Genomic DNA, 19,718 nt, shown 5'->3' with positions numbered 1-19,718 from the left:
TACGGCCTGCTGACACCACGCTGTCAGCAGGCCCCCTTCAAGATGTGGGCTCCTCAACCAAAACAAGGAGTTCAGCATGAATGCCATTAACTGGTTTGAAATCCCTACCACCAATTTCGAACGCGCCTGCCGTTTCTACGAAACGATCTTTGCCGTCCAGCTCCAGCAGGATTCCTGCGGGCCGGACATTCGCATGGCGATCTGGCCGCATGCCGGCGATGCCGTCAGCGGTTGTCTCATCGAGATGGCCGAGGCCCGCCCGCACAAGGATGGCACGCGCATCTACCTGAACGGCGGTACGGACCTGAGTCAGGTGCTGAACCGCGTCGAAGCTGCAGGCGGCAGCATCGTCATCCCGAAGACGCTGATCCGCCCCGAGATCGGCTATTTCGCGTTTTTCTTCGATACCGAAGGCAATGTCATCGGCCTGCACTCGATGGGCTGATGGCCGCACGCGGAGCCGTCACTGAGGTAAGGTGCAGGCTCTTTGTTTGCCCAACAAAAGACCCATGCGCCGCGCTGATCGTCTCTTTCGTCTCGTCGAACTGCTCCGCGCCCGTCGTCACGCGACGGGCGCGTGGCTGGCGGAGCAGTTGCAGGTGTCATTGCGCACGTTGTACCGGGACATTCACGACCTGACGCTGTCCGGCGTGCCGATCGAGGGCGAGGCCGGCGTGGGCTATCGCCTGCGCTACCGCCTGGACGTGCCGCCGCTGCTCTTCAATCCGGAGGAGCTGGAAGCCCTGCGCGTTGGCGCACGCATGGTGCAGGCCTGGGGTGATGCAGAACTGGCTGCGGCGGCCGGCGTGGCGCTGGCCAAGATCCACAATGTGCTGCCCGAAGCCCTCAAGCGCGAAGCCCAGATCGCGCGCTTGTTCGTGCCGCCCTGCGGACAGGCGCGCCTGCCCTGGCTGCAGCCGCTGCGTGTGGCGGTGCGCGAGCGTCGCTTCGTGCGCGTGGATTACGTGCGCGAAGACGGCACGCCTTCGCTGCGCACGCTGTGGCCGCTCGGCCTGTTCTTCTGGGGACGCGCCTGGACCCTGATCGGCTGGTGTGATCTGCGCGGGGACTTCCGGCATTTTCGCGTCGACCGTATCCAGCAGCTCGACGCGCTGGATGAACTGTTCCCGGATCAGCCCGGTCGGCGCCTGGCTGATTTCTTCGATCAGCTGGAGCGCCGGGAAGGCATTCGCGTCAAGCGTGATTAGAGTCGATAGGCCGACACGATGCCGTGCATTTCCTTGGCCAGCCGATCCAGACTCTGCGCTGCGTCAGCACTTTCCTCGGCGGAGGCGTTGCTCTCCTCCGACATCTGGGCAATCTTTTCGACCTGAGCGGCAATCGAGTTGGTGGCCGCGCCCTGTTCGCGAATCGCACTGGCAATTTCCTCCACGCGCTGCACGGCCTGCTGACTTCCAGCGCGGATTTGCTGGATGGCCTGGTTGGCCTCCTGCGCACCGGAAACGCCTGTGTTGACGCGGCGCACCGCTTCCTGCATGCAGCCAACGGCACTGCCCGCACAAGTTTGCATGGCATTGATGGTGGCTTCGATTTCCTGGGTCGATTTTGCCGTGCGTTCCGCCAGCTTGCGCACCTCGTCAGCCACCACCGCAAAGCCCCGGCCTTGCTCGCCCGCCCGCGCGGCTTCAATAGCCGCATTCAGGGCCAGCAGATTGGTCTGGTCGGCTACTTCCTTGATCACGGCGACAACGCTGGCGATCTGCTTGCCGTGGTGATCCAGTTCGTGAATGCGTTCGGCGGCGTCATGGACGGAGCCGGCAATATCATTGATGTCGCTGACGGTCTGCCCGATCACCTGCTCGCCATTGGCGGCCAGCTGACCCGATTCGCTGGAAAGCGTGTTGGCTTCCTGCGCACGATCTGCGACGTGATTGATGCTGACCGTCATTTCTTCCACCGTCGCAGCCATGTCAGAGGCGGCAGCACTTTGCTGGGATGAAGCATTCGCAACGTGCGTCGAGGTGGAAGCCATCTGGCTGGCCGATGCGGCCAGGGTATGGGCGCCGGCCGCGATGGTTTGCAGGTTGCCCTGCAGCTTCTCGATCAGGCGATTGACGGCGCTGGCGGTGGCGCCCAGTTCATCTTGGCGGATGACGCGGACGCGGCGGGTGAAATCTTGCCGGGTTTCGATGTATTCGACCGTCTGCTGCACTTCGCTGAGCGACTCACGAATGCTGCGGATGAGCAACAAGGCCAGGGTGCCGGTGAGGACTACCGCGAGTGCGCTGACCGCCCAGGCGATATTCAGTAGCAGGCTGGCTTCCTGCGCGGCAGCAAGCTGGGACTGATCACCCAGCTGATCGTTGTACTCGCGGTGGGCCTTGATTGCCGCGCTAACGCGGGTGCCTTGCTCCACGCCTTTGCTGGTGAATAGATCGCGCGCGGCATCGGTATCGTAGGCGCGCGACATCTCCAGCACCTGCGCCGTGATCGCATCGTAGCCACGGATCTGCTGGCGTTCATCCTCAAGCAGTTTTTTATTCTGTGCGTCGGCTTTCATCCTTTTTGCATAGAGGTCCAGGTTTGCCTCGATACGCTCACGCGCGGATTTGATGGCGGCTTCGTCATCCATTTTTTTTGGGTCGTAAAGCTCAAGAACATGCACCGCAACCAGTCGGCGGATCACCAGAAAATCGCGCTCTACTTCGTTCAGCAAGGCGAGGCTGGGTCTGATATTGGTTTGAAACTCGGCTAGACTTTTTTGCGGCGCGTGTGCCGCGAAATATCCTGCTATCGATACCAAGAGCAGCGACAGGATGGAAGAGGCGCTCAGCAAGACGAGCCGCTGCGTAATATTCAGATTCATGCCGATGGATCCCCAAAAGTCAAAAGCCGGGTTCTGTATGGGCGCCCTCACTCACGCACCATTTGCCCGAACCGGAGATATCGGCGCGCGCCGCCATGACCTTAGTGGGTTTACCTGTATTTTCAATAAAAGCTGATTCAACTCAAATGCGTCGGCTTGCCGGAGGTGTCAGCCATGCTGTGATGATTGAGTTGAAGTGGCATTCCAGATCGACCGGCTGGCCCACAGACAGGCCGCAATCCCTGTTGCCGGCAGCCAGACCCACAGCAATTCCGAATACAGCACCGCCAGCCCGCGCCCATCCATGAAGCGCGCCAGGCTCAGCGGCGAGACCTTGATCATCTGCCAGGGCGCGAAGTAACGCTGCTCGCTCCAGGGCCACATCAGTGCGATGCCCAAACCGCCGGTGGTCAGGGTGTCGAGCAGGCCGTGCGAGGCCATCGCAATGCAAAGAAACAGCCATGCGCCTGCAAAGCGTCGCGTGGCGGGCTTCTCCAGCAGGCATGCCACAACAAGCCCGACCAGCGCGGCTGTCAGCAGGGCATGACTGAAACCTCGGTGTCCAAGCTGGTTTGCATAAGGGATGCCAAAGCGGAAGGCCAGCACGTCCAGATCCGGCAGGATCGACAGGGCCATGCCGGCCCACATCACGCGGCGTGGTACGAGATCCTTGCCCAGTCCCAAACCCAGCGCGAGGGGCACGGCGATGTGCGAAATAATCGTCGGCATCAGCGCACCGTCAGTTTCAGAAAAGGCAGGCGCAACAGCAGCGCGGTGGACAGCGCCGACAGCGCGAAGACTGCCAGCGTGGTGAGTGGAATACCGATAGCCGGATGCCACAGCAAGCCGTCAATGCCGACTTTTGCCAGGAGCAAAAGCCACAGCGGATGGATCAGGTAGATGCCGAAACTCAAAGGCGCCAGCGCCACGCACAGGTTCGCCAGTCGCGTGATGAAACCGGCATGTTGGCGCAGGCCCAGTTGGAACAGGCACACGGCCATCAGCAGCACCAGCGGATTCTGATACGCATACATCACCTCCATGGCACGGCTTCCCAGCCAGGGCCGCAGCAGGTCGGCGCCCAGAGCGACGAGGATGCCCGCGCTCAGGGCCAGCATCAGCAGGCGTGGCGAGCGCGGCTGCGTCGAATGCGTAAACAGTAAATGGCCGAGCAGAAAATATCCCGTGAAGGGCAGGAAGCTGGTGAGGAAAGTGGCGCTGGCAGGCGGCGTTGCGGCGCTCAGCGCGGCCAGTACGCAGCACGCCGCAGTTAGCCCGCGCAATTCAGCGTCACTGCTGTGCGCGATCAGGCGGCGCAGGAAAGGCGTGAGCAGGTACAGGCCCGGCAGCATGTACAGATACCACAGGTGGTACCAGGGCGTGCCGCGCACGATGCTGGCGGCCGCGCGCAGCGGGCTCCATAGCGGATCGGTGAGGGCGTGCAGCGCGAGGTAGAACAGCGTCCAGAACACGGCTGGTTGCCACAGGCGCTTGGCGCGGCGGCGGTAGAAATCGCCCGCCGCTTCATCCGCCGGGCCGCTCAGCAGCACAGCGCCGCTGATCATCACGAACACCGGCACGCACCAGCGGCACAGGGCGTCCCAAAGATTCGCCGCCCACCAGCCGCTGCCCTCTCCGCCCAGCAAGCTCACCAGCACCATGGCGGCGGCATGCACGCCGACCACTGCCAGCGCAGCGGCCGTGCGCAGGAGTTCGAGCGAGGCGTGGGCGCGTGCGGGAATCATCAAGATATGTTGCCTACATTCAGATTTGCAGGGTGCGCAACGCGTATGCGGAACCTGACGTGGCCTACTGTGAATCCACGCCGATATCTTCGCGTGTGAAGGTCAGGGTGCGCACGATGACCAGTACGTCGGAATCCTTGCGGATATCCGGCGGGAAGCGCGCAAAGGGCGCAGCGAGGCGGATGATGCGCAGCGCCGCCTGATTGAGTTTGGCGTTGGGCGAGGGGCGCGAAACTTCAGCGGAGATGATGCTGCCATCGGGCTGCAGTTCGACCGCGACCTGTACGCTGCCGTAGAGCGAGCCGCGTTCGCTGCGCGGGAAGTTCAGCTCGCCGACGCGTTGCACCTTGATGCGCCAGTCTTCGCTGTACTGGGCGAGTTTGTATTCCTTGGTGCTCGGCGAAATCACGGTCTTGCGTGGTCGTGCGGCGTAATCGCTGAGGCGCTTGTCGACCACCGCTTCCTGGCGTTGCATGGCCGATTTGGTGCTTAGATCCAGGCCACGTTTGACTGGCTCGGCCTCGGCGGGCTGATCATCGTTCTTGCTCTGGCGTTCATGCGCGACGCTGGCTTCGCTGGACTTGGCACGCGCCATCAACTCGCGCTGCATGGCTTCCAGCTGGCGCACCTTCTGTTGCGTGCTGATCAGCGCATCGCCATCCTTGGTCTGCTCCTGCGGCGGCAGGGGCGAGGTGGGCATCAGCTTCTTGTCGGCCTGCTCGCCGCCGCCCTCCAGATTGGCCTGAGCCAGGGCTTGGGCTTCTTTCGGGGCTTGTTTGTGCTTGGCGTTGACCAGTACGACCTGCAGGCCCGGATCACGCGCCTTGCGCAGTCCGCCATCGACATCGACGAAGTGAATCGCCAGCAGCAGTGCATGAGCCAGTACCGATACCGTGACACCCAAGAGGAAGGCGTTACTGACCAGCCAGGAGACGGTCGTGCCGCGCACGCGCAGCGCTCGCTTCTTCGTGGCGACCTGCTGTGTGGCAGGCGCTTGAGCGGGCGTGGGGCTGAGGACGCGAGGCGGGCGGGCTTTGGCTGCAGACATGCGCGGCAATTCTACGCGAGCGGGGTTTCTTCTTCCTCGCCGCCTGTCTCATCTGCTGCTGTGTTCAGCGGCGGCAGGGTGGCGAGGTATTTGCCGCGCAGTTCGATCTCGATCAGATCACTGCTCTCGATGGCAAATTGCACGCGCTCGTGCGCATTCACGCCGGCCGGCAGGGAATGCAGCTTGAACACGAAAGGCACGGCTTCACAGCGCAGCAGATTTTCGCGCAGCACGCGGGCGCTGGTTTCGGTGAGGCCGCTCTGGCGCAGCCAGCGCAGATTCCAGTAGCGTTCCATGCCGCGCTGGAATTCGTTGTAGGCGCTGTAAGTGGCGTCGAAATCGTTCATCGCCGCACCCAGTTCGGCCGAGCCCGGCGCAAACGGCGCGGGCTCGCCCTGCAGATGGGCGATCAGCTGCCACTGGTTGGCCAGATCGACGTAGCGGCGCAGCGGGCTGGACGACCAGGCGTAACTATCCACGCCCAGACCGTCGTGCGGGCCGGAGGCGGTACTCATGCGCACGCGGCCGCCGGCCTGGATGCGGTAGATCGCCGGGATGCCGGCTTCGTGCAGCAGCTTGCCCCAGGTGGAGTTGGCCAGAATCATCAGCTCGGCCACCAGCTTGTCGAGCGGGGAACCGCGCCGACGTTGTTCGATATTGACCCAGCCCGCGCCGTCCGGCGTGTCCTGCGTCCAGTCGACGGTGTAGTTGAAATCCAGCTGATTCTGGTTGGCCGAAGGCTTGCCGCGCCCGGCTTCGAGCACTGTGGCGAATTCCCACAGTACTTTCAGCTCAGGCAGGTAGGGCAGATCCGGCAGCGCGCCGTGCAGGCTGTCTTCGTTGAAGACTGGCTCCAGATCGTGATGGCGCAGATTGGCCGTGACCGGCACGCGTTCGATGCGGCTACTCATGCCTGCGATGCTGAAATCGGCATTCACCTCGACATACAAGGACAGGGCCGGGCGGGCCTGACCGGCGCCCAGGGTGTAGGCCGAGACGACCTCGTCCGGCAGCATGGTGATCTTCTTGCCCGGCATGTACACGGTGGACAAACGTTTGCGCGCCACTGCGTCGATCGGGCAGCCGGGGCGGATGCCCAGACCCGGCGCGGCGATGTGGATGCCCACTGTCCAGCCGCCGCCTTCGCGCGGCGTCAGCGAGAAGGCATCGTCGATCTCGGTAGTGGTGGCGTCGTCAATCGAGAAAGCTGCCACGCCGGCCAGCGGCAGATCGTCGGGCAGAGGTGGTGCTGCCAGCGGCGGGAAGTCCGTGCCCTCGGCAAAGTATTCGAACAGGAAACGGCCCAGATGCAGATCGTGGCTCGTGCCCACGGCGCCCGTCTTGAGCAGCAGACGCGGAATGCTCAGGCCGCTCTCTTCAGACGCGGCTTCCAGTGCCTTGCTTTCCAGACGATTGCGGTCGGGTTTATAGAGCAAAGCCTGCAGCATCGGCACGAACTCGGTCGGCAGCGTGCCCGCGATCAGCTCGGCCTTCATGCGCTCCACCTGCTCCTGCTGCAGGCGCTTCTTCTCGGCGCCAGCCTTGGCGGCTTGCAGGATTTCGGGCGGAGCCTTGCGGAAGCGGCCCTTGCCCTTGCGGTGAAAATAGATCGGCTCGGAAAAGAGTTTCAACAGCGCGGCGGTCGCTTCGACGGGCGAGGGCGCGTGGCCAAAATAGTCAGCCGCGAATTCGCTGAACGCGAACTCGTCATCGCCGCACATTTCCCACAGGAATTCGATGTCCATGTCGGCCGTGGCGGCCTCGGCGCGGGCCAGCAGTTCACCGGCCGCAGGACTGTTGAAACGCAGCAAAACGTTACTGGCCTTGAGCTTGACGCGCTTGCCCGTGGCGGTTTCCACCTGCAGGGAGGAATCGTTATCGGTGAGGATCGTGGCGGTCTTGAAAGAGCCGTCCTCTTCAAACAGAACATTCATGAGATGCGGTGCAGGGGATTTACGACCGAGGATTATAGCGGGCGCGGCCGGAATGCCCCAGCGAGAATGTAGCGGGCAGAACGCGGCAAGGACGAATCCACAAGATGTGCCTCAAGAGCCTCTCCCCGCCTTACTCTTCAGCAGGCATGCCCGAAGAAGTCCGCCCTGCGCGGCTCTTCAGCCTATGCCTGCAAAAGCGATGACTTCGTCCAGATAGTCTTCCCAGCGCGTGAAGCCGTGGTCGCCGCCGGGCAGCACGGTCTGGCGGCTGCCGGCGTAGCGCGCGACGGCATAGCGATAGTCGAGCACTTCGTCACCTTCTTCGGCCAGCAGCCAGAGCTTTTCCGGCTGGCTGAGGCGGGGCGTATCCAGCGCGGCGATCTGAGCCGCGTGTTCGGTCGTGAAGGTGAAATGCTCGCCGCTGTAGAGCGTCTCATGCTCACCGATGAACAGGCTCTGATCGAAGTCCGCGTGCGGCACGAAGGGGTTGATCGCCACCGCCTTGAGGCCATGCTTTTCGGCCAGATGCGTGACGTAAAACCCGCCCAGCGAACTGCCCGCCAAGGCAGGCTGGACGCCACTCTTCAGGCAGCGTTCAATCTGTGCGTCGGCCTGGGCGATGGCTTCGAAGGGCACTGGCGAGAGCTGCGCACACCACAGCTGATCGCCCAGCCCGCGCGCGTGCATACGCGCAGCCAGCGCCTGCACTTTTTGCGATTGCGGGCCGGAACGGAAGCCGTGGAGGTAGAGGATCATTTTGGGAACTGGGAACTGGGAACTGGGGGCGGGCTCCGTTATCTCAGGCCTCCACCCACTGCACCCAGCCCATTTGCCAGGTCAGCAGCACGACGATGCCGAAGGCGATGCGATACCAGGCGAAGGCTTTGAAGCTGTGGGTAGAAACGAAGCGGATCAGCCAGCGCACGCAGATGAAGGCGGAGGCGAAGGAGAAGAACATGCCTACCGCCCACATGCCGGCATCATCGGCGGAGAGGAGGGCGCGTTCCTTGTACAGCGAATACACGCTGGCCAGGGCGAGGGTCGGGATGGCGAGGAAGAAGGTGAATTCGGTGGCGGCCTTGCGCGACAGGCCGAAGAGCATGCCGCCGATGATGGTGGCGCCGCTGCGCGAGGTGCCGGGGATCAGGGCGAAGGCCTGGGCGATGCCAACCTTGAGCGCGTCCTTCCAGCCCATGTCGTCCACTGTGGCGACCCGTTCGTGATGATTTTTGCGCTCGGCCCACAGGATGATCAGGCCGCCGAGGATGAAGGTGGTAGCGACCACCGGGGCGTTGAACAGATGCGCCTTGAGCCACTTGCCAAGCACCAGCCCGAGCAGGGCCAGCGGCAGGAAGGCGATGGCCACGTTGATCAGCAGTTGCAGCGAACGGGCTTCGCGTGTCGCGTTGATGACGGCATGGCCCAGACGCTGGCGGTATTCCCACACCACGGCGAGGATCGCGGCGGACTGGATGACGATTTCGAAGAGCTTGGCTTTGTCTCCGGTGAAATCCAGCAATTGCCCGGCAAGGATCAGGTGGCCGGTCGAGGAGATCGGCAGGAACTCGGTGAGGCCTTCGACGATGCCGAGCAGGGCGGCTTTGAGCAGGAGCAGGAGATCCATGAAGGCGTACGCAGGCGGGTGGGGGAGGCTCGATTATACGTGCGCCGGTGTGACGGCCCGGCAACAGATCAGGGCTGGGTCTGCTTTTCCAGATGGCCCAGCCAGTGCATGGCCTGCTCGCGCGAATCCCCGCACATCTCGGCGGAGGGTTGCAAGCCGCTGCATACCGCCGGGCGTTCGGCTGCGCCGAAGATCATGCAGGCATCCTTTGCATCCAGCTGGACACAACGCACATCGGCTGGCTTGCCCTGCGGCATGCCGGGAATCGGACTGGAGATCGAGGGCGCGATGCAGCAGGCAGCGCAGTGGGGACGGCAGTTCATTGATTCAGTGCTGAGTTCTGGGGTTGAGTGCCGAGTGTACATTTCAGTCGGCATGCCGGCGCGCAAAATTTACTCAGCACTCAATCCTCAGCACTTTTTCAAATTGATTCGAGTCAATTACAGCCTGGGCTAGGGCTTTTCATACTGTGCCCACACTCCCCGTATGGATTATAAAAATGAGCGACCAGACTTTTGATCAATACTTGATGGCCGACCATCGCGAATGCGATGCCTTGCTCGGCACCTTGCGCCGCCTGGCCGGCGCGGGCGACTGGGACGGTGCCCGCAGCGCTTTCGCCAGCTTGAACCACGACTTGCTGGCGCATTTCGCCGCCGAAGAAGAAGTGCTCTTCCCTGCATTCGAAGCGGCCAGCGGCATGAGTTGCGGGCCGACCCGGGTGATGCGCATGGAACATGAAGAAGTCCGCAACCTGCTCGAAGATCTCAGCGATGCGGTCAGCGCGCAGGATGGCGAAGGCGTGCGCGGCCACGGCGAGGCGCTGTTGATCACGCTGCAGCAGCACAACATGAAAGAGGAGCACATCCTTTATCCCGCAGCCCTGCAATCGGCCGGTGCCACGGCAGCCGAGTTGTCGGCGCAGGTGGCGGCGCGGCGCGAGGCAGTATGACCATTCATCTGGATGTGCGAGGCTTGCCGCCTTGCGAGCCCTTTGAACTCAGCATGGCCGCAGCGGATGAGTTGCCGGCCGGCGAGACGCTGGAAGTGCTGATTCATCGCGAACCTTTCCCGCTGTATGACTGGCTACGCGAGCATGGTTTCGTGTGGCAGGTGGCGCGCGAAGATTTCAGCGGCTACGAGCAATTCCGCATCACCATCAGCAGAGCCTGAAGTGCAGCTCGTCTCCACCGCAGCCTCGCCGGCGCCCGGTCTGACTTTCGCGAGCATGCTGGCGGGTGTGGCCGGCATGTGCGCGGCCGCACTGCTGCTGGTGTGGCAGCCCGAGGCCATGCTCACGCGCTGGCATCCGGCGGCACTCGCCGCCGTGCATCTGTTCGCGCTCGGCGGGCTGATGCCGGTGATGCTGGGGGCATTGTTCCAGTTCGTTCCGGTGGCTTGTGGTTTGACCTTGCCACGCTGGGGCGGCGTCGACTGGCTGATCTTGTTTGCGCTGCTGGCGGGGGCGTTCGCGCTCGCCGGCGGCTTCCTTTTGGGCGGGCCTTTCTGGCTGGCGACGGCGGGTGTGCTCTTGCTCGGCAGCCTGATTGTGGCGGCGGGTCGATTGGCTCGGGCGCTGTGGCGCCAGCCCTTGCGCAGCGAGATGGTGGCGGCCCTGCGGCGCAGTGCGATGGCACTGGGCATGACGCTGCTGGCCGGTGGGGCCTTGCTTGGCATCCTGCTGTTTGGCTGGAATCTGCCACTGCTGGCGATAGTCGACTGGCATGCCTTGTGGGGCATTGCCGGCTGGGTCGGCGGGCTGGTGGCGAGTGTGGCCGCGGTGGTGGTGCCGATGTTTCATGTCACTGCGCCGTATCCCAAGCAATGGCGCTGGGCCACGCGGGTGTTGCTGGGTGCCTTGCTGCTGGGCTCGGTGGCGGGCTGCTTGGGCATTGGCTGGCTGGCGAGCCTGGCTTGCAGCCTGCTCGCGGCGCTGGCGCTGGTCTTCGGCCTGCTCACGGCGCTGCGCGTGAGCGCTTCGAAACGCGGTGAGCGCGATGCTTTCCACTGGGGCTGGCTCGGTCTGGCGGCGCTGAGCAGCGCGCTGGCGGTGGTCAGCCTGCTCGCGCATTTCTCACCCGATCCGCGCTGGAGCGTGGCCTTCGGCGTGCTGGCGCTGGCTGGTTTCGGTGGCGGCACGGTGACGGTTATGCTGTATCGCATCGTGCCCTTCCTGATCTGGCTGCACTGGCAGCGTGCCAACAAGGCCCGTGCCCGGCTGCCCTTGCTGCATCAGATCATCCCCGGCCGCTGGCAGGCTGCGCAGTTGGGGACAGATGCTGGCGGGATGGTGTTGCTGTGTGGGGCGGCATTCTGGCCGGCGCTCACGCTGCCCGGGGCCTTGCTGTTGGCGACCAGCAAACTTGGTTTGTTTATTTTGCTGGCGCGGGCGCTGCACGATTATCGCCAGCGTCTGGCGCTCCTCAAAACGCTGCCGCCGCGCGTACGACCGGTACATTGATGCGCGCATTGGCAGGCTGAAGAACCTCTACCAGCCTGGGTCTTCGGCGTATATGCCTGAGAATCCAAGCTGAGGGCGGCTCTTCAGGTACTCATCCCAGCGCCTCGAAATCCGGGTTGTAAACCACCTCCCACAAGTGGCCGTCAGGGTCTTGAAAGTAGCCGGCGTAGCCGCCCCAGAAGGTTTTCTGCGCGGGCTTGGTAAGGGTGGCGCCGGCGGCCTGTGCCTCGGCCATGAGTTGGTCGACCGCCGCTGCCGAAGGCAGATTGTGCGAGAGCAGGCAGGCCAGCGCGCCCGGCGCGGAGAGCGGCAAGCCGCTGTCGGCGGCCATGCTGGCGTGCGGCCACAGGGCGAGTTTCAGGCCGCTGCCGAGCTTGAAGAAGGCGACCGCGCCGTGTTCAAACTCGCGGCCGATGATGCCCTGGCTCGGCCAGCCGAGACCATCGTGATAGAAGGCGTAGGCACGCTCGAGATCGGCGACGCCGAGGGTGATGACGCTGATGCTGGCTTGCATGGCGAGGTCTCCGTGGGAAGCGATCAGTTTTCGCTGGTGAGGGTGTGGCAGGCACAGGCCTCGCCATGCGCCGCAGCCACCAGTTCCTGCAAAATGCCGCAATCACCGGCGACCCGGCGCGTACCGCAGCGCCCGCGCAGGGCGGACAGTTGTTGCTCCAGCGCCTGCATGCTGGCGAGACGGGCGCGCACTTTGATCAGCTGGGTGTCGATCAGGCGGTCGATGTCACCGCAGTCCGTCTCGGGATGGGCCACGAAATCGAGCAGGCGTTTGATGTCCTTCAGTCCGATATCCAGTGCCCGGCAATGCCGGATGAAGGCCAGGCGCTCGACATGGGCCGCACCGTAGGCACGGTAGCCATTGGCGCTGCGCAGCGGCGCCGGCAGCAAGCCCGTCTTCTCGTAATAGCGGATGGTTTCGATATCGACGCCGGTGGCCTTGCCCAGTTCGCCGATGCGCAAGTTGTCGCTCATGGTCGTGTTCCTCGATTGCGTAAGTTTCATTCTAGGAGCTTGACCCTGTAGCGGCTACAGGGTGTTGAATATGGCTACTCACTCCCCAAAGGAAACATCATGTCTGCCTCCTGTTGCAGCGGTGCCTGCGCCGCCCCCGGCAAGCCGGTCAGCCCGCGTTATCGCAAGGCGCTGTGGGCCGCTCTCGTCATCAACGTGCTGATGTTCGGGGTCGAAATCTTCGGCAGTGCGCATTCCGGTTCGGTCTCGCTCTTTGCTGACGCGATCGATTTTGCGGGCGACGCCGCCAATTACGCCATCGCCCTCGCCGTGCTCGGCATGAGTCTGGCCTGGCGCGCCCGGGCCGCCTGGATCAAGGGTCTGAGCATGGCGGGCTTCGGGATTTTTGTCCTCGGCAAAGCCGCCTGGGCTTTTCACACCGGCATGCCGCCGGAGCCGCTGAGCATGGGCGCCGTGGCCACGCTGGCCCTGATCGCCAATGCCGGCGTGGCGTTGATGCTGTATGCCTTTCGCGAGGGCGACGCGAACATGCGTTCGGTGTGGCTGTGCAGTCGCAATGATGCGCTGGGCAATCTGGCGGTGATGCTCGCGGCGGTGGGCGTGTTCGGCAGCGGCGCCGCCTGGCCGGATTTGCTGGTTGCTTTGATCATGGCGGCGCTGGCCCTGTCGGCCGGCGTCAGCGTGATGCGTCAGGCGCAGGCCGAGCTGTCCGCCTGCGGCGAGGACTGAGCAATGAGGATTGAGTGCTGAGTGGGGCATGTTTGTAGAGCCTCGCCCGCCAAGGGTTTTCAGGCGGGTATGTTGAAAACCCGCTAGTTGTTTGCGTCTTCACTGCATCTGCTCGAACAGACTTTCCTGGTGCGGCTCTGCAAGCATGTTGATTCAAAAAATGGCGCGATTTCTGCCCGTGTTTGCGCTCCTCAAAACCCTGCCGTCGCGCGTACGGCCGGCACATTGATGCGCCCATTGGCAGGCTGAAGAGCCGCGCTGCGCTTGCTTCTTCAGCAGGCCTGTCCGGACAGGTCCGCCCGCTGAGGTTGTGCAGGCGGTGGGTGGGTGCGGCTGTCCTTGTGCCCCTCGCCGGCATTCAACCTGGCGCGTGCGGATGCTCGGCGCCCGCATGATTGCGCTCCGGCCATTGTGATATCAGCATTGCCGTGATCACCAGCGCGCCACCGATCATGCCGCGTGCGCCAAAGACTTCACCGAGCCACCAAGCCGCGAACACCGTGGCAAAAAAGGGTTCGAGCGCGTAGATTACCGCTGCCTGCACCGCACTGGCACGGGCCTGCGCCCAGGTTTGCAGGATCAGCACCAAGCCACTGCAGACCAGCCCAAGATACAAAAGCTGTGGCCACACCGAGGCCGCCTTCGCTGCCATCGCTGGATAGGCGCTGCCCCAGAACAGCCATTCAGCCCCGATCCACAGCGGACAGAAGAGCGTCATCATTACCGCCTGCGCCCCCGCCAGCGAACGGGCGTCATGCCGGGGGGCGAAGCGCTCCATGCCCAGCACGTAAATCGCGAAGGCCAGCGCGCAGCCAAAGGTCAGCGCATCGCCCAACCAGCCCGAGCCCTGTTCGTAGCTCATCACCACGATCCCGCTGGTGGCCAAGACGGCGGCCAGCGCCGCGCGCCTGCTCGTCTTTCCGCCAAGTCCGGCCAGGATCAGCGGCACCATGATGACATTCAGGCCGGTGATGAAGGCGTTGCGGCCGGCGCTCATCAGGGTCAGGCCCAGCACTTGCAACACGAAACTGGCAAACAAGGGTGCGCCAAGCAAGGCAGCATCGCGCCACAGCTGCCGATCACGCCAGTCAATGAACGGAGCCAATGCCAAGGCAGCCAGCGCCCAGCGCGCGCCCACCATCAAGCCAGGTGGCATCACCTCGGCGACGGCTTTCATCGCAGGGAACGTTGTCCCCCAGAACAGTGTGACCAGCAGCAAAGCCAGGCTGGCCAGAAGCGGTGTGCGCGAAACAGTCATGGATTGCCGCAGATGAAAAAGGAAGGGGCGGATTGTGGCACGTGGCGGTGGAGCAGGCCGGGGCCGGCGTGTTTTTCCAGATGCCCTGCCGAGCATTCCCTTCCACTTTTGCGTGCAACGTGAAAGCAATCTGTAAAACGTTCTGATGCCGCGGTTACTCGCAGGTCGAGCGTAGGGGCGCAGCAAGCAGCTCCCCCGCCGGGCTAGTGTTCGGATTGCACCGTTCGTCCGGTATATCGGCTCTTTGCCGCCAAGGACACAAAGGTTTGCAGAGCAAAACCCGAGGGGACGAGCGTCTCGGCACCACGCCGCACACTCAGTGCTGCCTGCCTGCGGTGCTTATGCAAGGGCGTCGCCCCTTACGCTGCCTATTACCAAAGCGCTATGCATACGCCTTGACAGTCTTGAGTTAATTATCTACTTTTACCAAATGTCGCCCGCCTGTGCGTAGGTGTTATTCCTACAGGCGTGCTGACTATGTGTGCTTGAAACATATTAAAAATGCGCAGGCGGATGCTTGACGTCATAACGATCAGGAGACAAACCATGAGTTATTCCAAGTTTATTGGCGGCTTGGCCGCCTTGCTGCTGGTGGCGAATGCCCAAGCGGCAACCGACTACCCGTCCGGCTACACGAAGTGTGCGCAGGTTGGCAGTAGCTGCACGATGAGTGGCACCCACACGGTGGCTCTGGGCAAGTCCGGCAGTTTTGTCTACGCGACAAAGACCGACAGTTTTGCCTGCGCGCTGTCCGCATTCCCGACGAACAGCTTCACCACTTCGGCCTGGTGTTCGGTTGGCCCGGTCGTGAGCGGCTCTTCCAGCTCCAGCAGCTCGTCCAGCTCCTCGTCGTCAAGTTCGAGCAGCTCTTCCTCAAGCTCTTCCTCGTCGAGCAGTTCGTCGTCGAGTTCCTCCAGCTCCAGCAGCTCCTCATCCTCGTCGAGCAGCTCCAGCAGCTCGTCTTCCGGCGGTGATCCTTACGTGACCGGCTGCGGCACGGAAACCAGCAATCTGGTGGCATCAAAGGTTTACTACGTCACGCCGACGGGTAACGGTGCTGGCACCAGCTTCTCGTCGCCGATGAGCTTCAGCGCCGCACTGTCCTCCGTTGGCGCCGGGCAGATGATTCTGCTGCAACCGGGCAAGTACTCGATTCCCTATAAGGCAGGGGCCAAGAACACCATCGTTCTGTCCAAATCCGGAACAGCCAGCGCCAAGATCTACATGGTGGCGGCCAACTGCGGCAAAGCGGTGATCGACTTCCAGTTCCCGGCGAACACTCATGTGGATAGCTCCTACGGTTTCGACCTTACCGGCAGCTACTGGTACTTCAAGGGCATTGCCGTCACCCGTGCCGGTTATCAGGGCGCTTATGTTTCGGGGGCTCACAATACGTTTGAGAATGTGGCTTTCTACGATAACCGCAACAGCGGGCTGGAGATCAACAAGGGCGGCTCCTACACCAACGTCATCAACACCGACTCCTACATGAACTACGATCCGAAGAAGTTTGGTGGCATGGCCGATGGTTTTGCTTCCAAGCAAACGCAGGGCGCAGGCAATTTCTTCTATGGTTGCCGTGCCTGGAACAATTCGGATGACGGCTTCGATACCTTCGATAGCCCCCAGAAGGTGGTCATCGAAAAGAGCTGGGCCTTCCGTAACGGCGTGGATAGCTGGGGCTACGGCGGCTTCGTCGGCAATGGCAACGGCTTCAAGCTCGGTGGCAACAATGTGGCCGAGAACAACGTGATCACCCAGTCGGTCGCCTTCGGCAACACCAAGAAGGGCTTCGACCAGAACAGCAATACCGGCAGCGTGACGGTCTACAACAACGTTTCGTACAAGAACGGCACTGCCAATTTCGCATTTGGTCAGGCTGTTGCTTCGGGTTCCAAGCACATCTTCAAGAACAACATCTCCCTGTCGGGCGGTGCGGCAGACAGCATCGCCAACGCCACGTCGACCAATAACTCCTGGAATGGTCTGACGGCCACCAGCGCTGATTTTGTGAGCGTTGATGTGAATCTGGCAACCCAGGCGCGCAGTGCTGACGGCTCCTTGCCGACCAACAACCTGTTCCGCCTTTCTGCGGGCAGCAAGATGATCAACAAGGGCGTGAGTGTCGGCCTGCCGTACAAGGGCACGGCCCCTGATCTGGGCGCCTTCGAGCGCGAGTAAAGCGCAGCACACGGGGCGATGCATCGCCCCGGCGGCAAGCAAACGCACGTCGACATCCGGCGTGCGTTTTTTTCGTCTGCTGCGAACGCCATCGGCTGCGGGGCGCGTGGTTTCCTGCGCACCGCGGCAATCAGAAACCGTGTGAAGCCTGCCCGAAGACCCGCTCCCAGCTTGCCTCACAGACAGGCATGCCCGGGCAGGTCCGCCCCGTAAGGCTGTGCGGGTTGGTGCATTTGCAGTCTGGAGGCAGGGGGCTGCTGCGGCGAAGTCCCCGGATTTCGCGGCGCTGCATGCCGGGCTGCGGGCGGGCTTCTGCTGCTTGGTGTGGCGGCCGGCCGGATCGCTGGCGGGTGTTACAATCCGGCCTGTTTCGCAGCGGGCCGCTTTGCCGGCCCGCCGCCATTTCTTCGCCCCCAACTGCGCTTATCCATGCCCCTGTTTGCCATCGGTCTGAACCACCACACGGCACCCGTCGCGATTCGGGAGAGGCTGGCGTTTCCGCCTGCTTCCGTGAGTGAGGCGCTGGCCAGTCTGGCTGACGGGCAGGTGGTCAGCGAGGCGGCCCTGGTTTCGACCTGCAATCGCACCGAGTTGTACTGCAGCACGGATTCGCCCGAGGCCGCTGTTGACTGGCTGGCGCGTCAGCGCGGCGTGCCCTTGGCCGAGATCGCCCCCTACCTGTACACCCTGCCCGAGGCCGAGGCCGTGCGGCATGTGTTTCGCGTCGCCAGCGGACTGGATTCGATGGTGCTGGGCGAACCACAGATCCTCGGCCAGCTGAAGGAAGCCGCGCGTACGGCAGACGCGGCCGGCACGCTGGGGGCGACGTTGCACAAGCTGTTCCAGAAAAGTTTCGCGGTGGCCAAGGATGTGCGCAGCAGCACGGCGATTGGCGCCAACGTGGTGTCGATGGCCGCGGCGGCGGTGCGCCTGTCGGCGCGCATCTTCGAGGATATGCGCGACACGCGGATTCTCTTCATCGGTGCGGGCGAAATGATCGAGCTGTGCGCCACCCACTTTGCCGGCGTATCGCCACGCCAGATGACGGTGGCGAACCGCACGCGTGGCCGTGCCGAGATGCTGGCCGCCCGCATCGGTGCGGATGTGCTGTCGCTGGACGCCATTGCAGAGGCCTTGCCAAACTATGATGTGGTGATCGCCTGCACCGCCAGCCCGCTGCCGCTGATCGGTCGTGGCATGGCCGAGCGGGCACTGAAGGTACGTCGCCGCCGGCCGATGGTGATGGTCGATCTGGCCGTGCCGCGCGACATCGAGGCGGAAGTCGCCAAGCTCTCTGACGTGTTCCTGTATTCGCTGGATGATCTGGCGCAGATCGTCAGCGCCGGGCTGGAGTCGCGTCAGTCGGCGGTGGTTGAAGCCGAAGCCATTATCGGCGCGCAACTGCTCGACTTCCAGCACTGGCTGGGCAGCCGTCACGCCGTGCCAACGATCCGCCAGTTGCGCGAGCAGGCTGAGGCGCGGCGTCTGGCCGAGCTCGATCACGCCAAACGCATGCTGGCGCGCGGTGATGATCCGCACGCGGTGCTCGAAGCACTGAGCCATGGTTTGACCAACAAGTTGCTGCATGGCCCCACGCAATTTCTCAATCAGGCCGAGGGCGCAGCCATCGCGCAGGCGGTCGATACCGTACAGCGCGTTTTTCAACTTGACGGACACGGCACACACAAGGCTGAATCATGAAAGCATCGTGTGCCTGTCCTTTCCCTCTCCCCCAACCCCTCTCCCGCAAGCGGGCGAGGGGGGCTTCCAGAGTCGCTACGCGACTTTCACTTTCTCCACCTTCTGATTCATGAAACCCGGCATCCGCGCAAAACTCGAACAGCTGGATTTCCGCCTGGAAGAACTTGATGGCCTGCTGGCCAGCGAGACGATCACGCAGAACATGGACCACTATCGCAAGCTCAGCCGCGAGCACGCCGAGATCGGCCCCATCGTGCGCCTGTGGCACGCCTTCCAGCAGGCCGAAGCGGACGAGGCGACGGCGCAGGAGATGCTCGCCGATCCGGAGATGAAGGAACTCGGCCAGAGCGAACTGAGTGATGCGCGCGAAGCGCAGGCGCGCATCGAGAACGAGCTGCAACTGGCGCTGCTGCCCAAAGATCCGAACGACGAGCGCAACATCTTCCTCGAAATCCGCGCCGGCACCGGCGGTGACGAAGCCGCGCTGTTTGCCGGCGATCTGCTGCGCCTGTACACGCGCTACGCCGAGCGTCAGGGCTGGAAGGTCGAGCTGGTCTCGGTCAGCGAATCGGATCTGGGTGGCTACAAGGAGGTCATCGCGCGCGTGGTCGGTGCTGGTGCCTTCTCCAAACTCAAATTCGAATCCGGCGGCCATCGCGTGCAGCGCGTGCCGGTCACCGAAACGCAAGGCCGCATCCACACCTCGGCCTGCACCGTGGCGGTGATGCCCGAGGCCGATGAAGTTGCCGAAGTGGCGATCAATCCGGCCGATCTGCGCATCGACACTTATCGCGCCAGCGGCGCCGGTGGTCAGCACATCAACAAGACCGATTCGGCGGTGCGCATCACCCACCTCCCGACCGGTATCGTCGTCGAATGTCAGGACGATCGCTCGCAACACCGCAACAAGGCTCAGGCCATGAGTGTGCTGGCGGCGCGCATCATGGATGCCCGCGTGCGCGAACAGCAGAGCAAAGAGGCTGCGACGCGCAAAAGCCTTGTAGGAAGTGGTGACCGCTCCGAGCGCATTCGCACGTACAATTTCCCCCAAGGCCGCATCACCGATCACCGCATCAACCTCACGCTGTACAAACTGGAGATGGCGATGGAGGGCGACATCGGCGAGCTGATCGACGCCCTGATTACCGAGCATCAGACCGAGCTGCTCGCGCAGCTCACCAATGAAAACGATTGATCCTGCTTTTTTAACGCATTCACTACAA

At 63.0% G+C, this 19,718-nt stretch carries 20 protein-coding genes; 9 read left to right on the top strand and 11 right to left on the bottom strand.

What is annotated here, in order from left to right; genetic code table 11:
* The first annotated feature begins 76 nt into the window (after positions 1 to 76).
* Positions 77 to 445 carry a VOC family protein gene (locus ABXR19_RS03635; protein ID WP_354599731.1) on the top strand — a complete coding sequence of 123 codons (369 nt, stop codon included), beginning with the start codon at positions 77 to 79 and terminating at the stop codon, positions 443 to 445.
* Positions 446 to 509: 64 nt separating this feature from the next.
* On the top strand, positions 510 to 1,208 hold the full coding sequence (locus ABXR19_RS03630; protein ID WP_354599730.1) for a helix-turn-helix transcriptional regulator: 699 nt from the start codon (positions 510 to 512) through the stop codon (positions 1,206 to 1,208).
* Here the strand turns inward: ABXR19_RS03630 and ABXR19_RS03625 are convergent.
* The 8 genes from ABXR19_RS03625 to ABXR19_RS03590 all read right to left on the bottom strand — a co-directional run bounded on the left by ABXR19_RS03625 (position 1,205) and on the right by ABXR19_RS03590 (position 9,501).
* Positions 1,205 to 2,827 (bottom strand): methyl-accepting chemotaxis protein, encoded by a 1,623-nt coding sequence (locus ABXR19_RS03625; protein WP_354599729.1) that lies wholly within the window; start codon positions 2,825 to 2,827, stop codon positions 1,205 to 1,207. The two genes, ABXR19_RS03630 and ABXR19_RS03625, sit on opposite strands and share 4 nt — an antisense overlap.
* Positions 2,828 to 2,995: 168 nt before the next feature.
* Positions 2,996 to 3,556, bottom strand: a complete 561-nt coding sequence (locus ABXR19_RS03620; protein WP_354599728.1) for a metal-dependent hydrolase — start codon at positions 3,554 to 3,556, stop codon at positions 2,996 to 2,998.
* On the bottom strand, positions 3,556 to 4,572 hold the full coding sequence (locus ABXR19_RS03615) for an acyltransferase (RefSeq protein ID WP_354599727.1): 1,017 nt from the start codon (positions 4,570 to 4,572) through the stop codon (positions 3,556 to 3,558). The genes ABXR19_RS03620 and ABXR19_RS03615 overlap by 1 nt, the downstream gene beginning before the upstream one ends.
* 64 nt (positions 4,573 to 4,636) lie before the next feature.
* Positions 4,637 to 5,620 (bottom strand): energy transducer TonB family protein, encoded by a 984-nt coding sequence (locus ABXR19_RS03610; protein WP_354599726.1) that lies wholly within the window; start codon positions 5,618 to 5,620, stop codon positions 4,637 to 4,639.
* Between the two features lie 11 nt (positions 5,621 to 5,631).
* The gene (locus ABXR19_RS03605) at positions 5,632 to 7,554 is read right to left on the bottom strand and encodes a ribonuclease catalytic domain-containing protein (protein WP_354599725.1); all 1,923 of its coding nucleotides are present in this window, start codon (positions 7,552 to 7,554) and stop codon (positions 5,632 to 5,634) included.
* A gap of 177 nt (positions 7,555 to 7,731) precedes the next feature.
* Positions 7,732 to 8,310, bottom strand: a complete 579-nt coding sequence (locus ABXR19_RS03600) for a YqiA/YcfP family alpha/beta fold hydrolase (protein ID WP_354599724.1) — start codon at positions 8,308 to 8,310, stop codon at positions 7,732 to 7,734.
* Between the two features lie 43 nt (positions 8,311 to 8,353).
* A complete protein-coding gene (locus ABXR19_RS03595; RefSeq protein ID WP_354599723.1) occupies positions 8,354 to 9,178 on the bottom strand; it encodes an undecaprenyl-diphosphate phosphatase in 825 nt (274 codons plus the stop codon).
* 68 nt (positions 9,179 to 9,246) lie between these two features.
* Positions 9,247 to 9,501 (bottom strand): YkgJ family cysteine cluster protein, encoded by a 255-nt coding sequence (locus tag ABXR19_RS03590; RefSeq protein WP_354599722.1) that lies wholly within the window; start codon positions 9,499 to 9,501, stop codon positions 9,247 to 9,249.
* 176 nt (positions 9,502 to 9,677) lie between these two features.
* Here ABXR19_RS03590 and ABXR19_RS03585 point away from each other — a divergent pair, with 176 nt between their 5' ends.
* Genes ABXR19_RS03585 through ABXR19_RS03575 form a run of 3 tightly spaced genes read left to right on the top strand, consistent with a single transcriptional unit; the run spans position 9,678 to position 11,639 of the window.
* Positions 9,678 to 10,130, top strand: a complete 453-nt coding sequence (locus tag ABXR19_RS03585) for a hemerythrin domain-containing protein (protein WP_354599721.1) — start codon at positions 9,678 to 9,680, stop codon at positions 10,128 to 10,130.
* Positions 10,127 to 10,351, top strand: coding sequence for a DUF2249 domain-containing protein (locus tag ABXR19_RS03580; protein WP_354599720.1), 225 nt, complete (start codon positions 10,127 to 10,129; stop codon positions 10,349 to 10,351). Before ABXR19_RS03585 ends, ABXR19_RS03580 begins: the two co-directional genes overlap by 4 nt.
* Position 10,352: 1 nt before the next feature.
* Positions 10,353 to 11,639, top strand: coding sequence for a hypothetical protein (locus ABXR19_RS03575; protein WP_354599719.1), 1,287 nt, complete (start codon positions 10,353 to 10,355; stop codon positions 11,637 to 11,639).
* Positions 11,640 to 11,730: 91 nt separating this feature from the next.
* Here the strand turns inward: ABXR19_RS03575 and ABXR19_RS03570 are convergent, their stop codons facing one another.
* Together ABXR19_RS03570 and cadR are read right to left on the bottom strand one after the other, a co-directional pair.
* Positions 11,731 to 12,153, bottom strand: a complete 423-nt coding sequence (locus tag ABXR19_RS03570) for a VOC family protein (RefSeq protein WP_354599718.1) — start codon at positions 12,151 to 12,153, stop codon at positions 11,731 to 11,733.
* Between the two features lie 23 nt (positions 12,154 to 12,176).
* On the bottom strand, positions 12,177 to 12,626 hold the full coding sequence (cadR, locus tag ABXR19_RS03565) for a Cd(II)/Pb(II)-responsive transcriptional regulator (protein ID WP_354599717.1): 450 nt from the start codon (positions 12,624 to 12,626) through the stop codon (positions 12,177 to 12,179).
* Positions 12,627 to 12,725: 99 nt separating this feature from the next.
* On the opposite strand from cadR, the gene ABXR19_RS03560 reads away from it, so the two are divergent.
* Positions 12,726 to 13,355, top strand: coding sequence for a cation efflux transmembrane domain-containing protein (locus ABXR19_RS03560; RefSeq protein WP_354599716.1), 630 nt, complete (start codon positions 12,726 to 12,728; stop codon positions 13,353 to 13,355).
* A gap of 358 nt (positions 13,356 to 13,713) precedes the next feature.
* Here the strand turns inward: ABXR19_RS03560 and ABXR19_RS03555 are convergent, their stop codons facing one another.
* Positions 13,714 to 14,613 carry a DMT family transporter gene (locus ABXR19_RS03555; protein WP_354599715.1) on the bottom strand — a complete coding sequence of 300 codons (900 nt, stop codon included), beginning with the start codon at positions 14,611 to 14,613 and terminating at the stop codon, positions 13,714 to 13,716.
* A gap of 546 nt (positions 14,614 to 15,159) precedes the next feature.
* Here ABXR19_RS03555 and ABXR19_RS03550 point away from each other — a divergent pair.
* The 3 genes from ABXR19_RS03550 to prfA all read left to right on the top strand — a co-directional run bounded on the left by ABXR19_RS03550 (position 15,160) and on the right by prfA (position 19,690).
* Complete coding sequence (locus ABXR19_RS03550) at positions 15,160 to 16,794, top strand: right-handed parallel beta-helix repeat-containing protein (protein ID WP_354599714.1); 1,635 nt, start codon at positions 15,160 to 15,162, stop codon at positions 16,792 to 16,794.
* A gap of 429 nt (positions 16,795 to 17,223) precedes the next feature.
* Positions 17,224 to 18,495: a glutamyl-tRNA reductase gene (gene hemA / locus ABXR19_RS03545; protein WP_354599713.1), complete on the top strand. Its 1,272-nt coding sequence runs from the start codon at positions 17,224 to 17,226 to the stop codon at positions 18,493 to 18,495.
* Positions 18,496 to 18,604: 109 nt separating this feature from the next.
* The gene (gene prfA / locus ABXR19_RS03540) at positions 18,605 to 19,690 is read left to right on the top strand and encodes a peptide chain release factor 1 (protein WP_354599712.1); all 1,086 of its coding nucleotides are present in this window, start codon (positions 18,605 to 18,607) and stop codon (positions 19,688 to 19,690) included.
* The last annotated feature ends 28 nt before the right edge of the window (positions 19,691 to 19,718 follow it).

The sequence above is a fragment of the Uliginosibacterium flavum genome (assembly GCF_040566545.1).
Taxonomy (GTDB): domain Bacteria; phylum Pseudomonadota; class Gammaproteobacteria; order Burkholderiales; family Rhodocyclaceae; genus Uliginosibacterium; species Uliginosibacterium flavum.
Note: the sequence above shows the minus strand (reverse complement) of the source record. Positions and strands in the feature narration are given on the sequence as shown.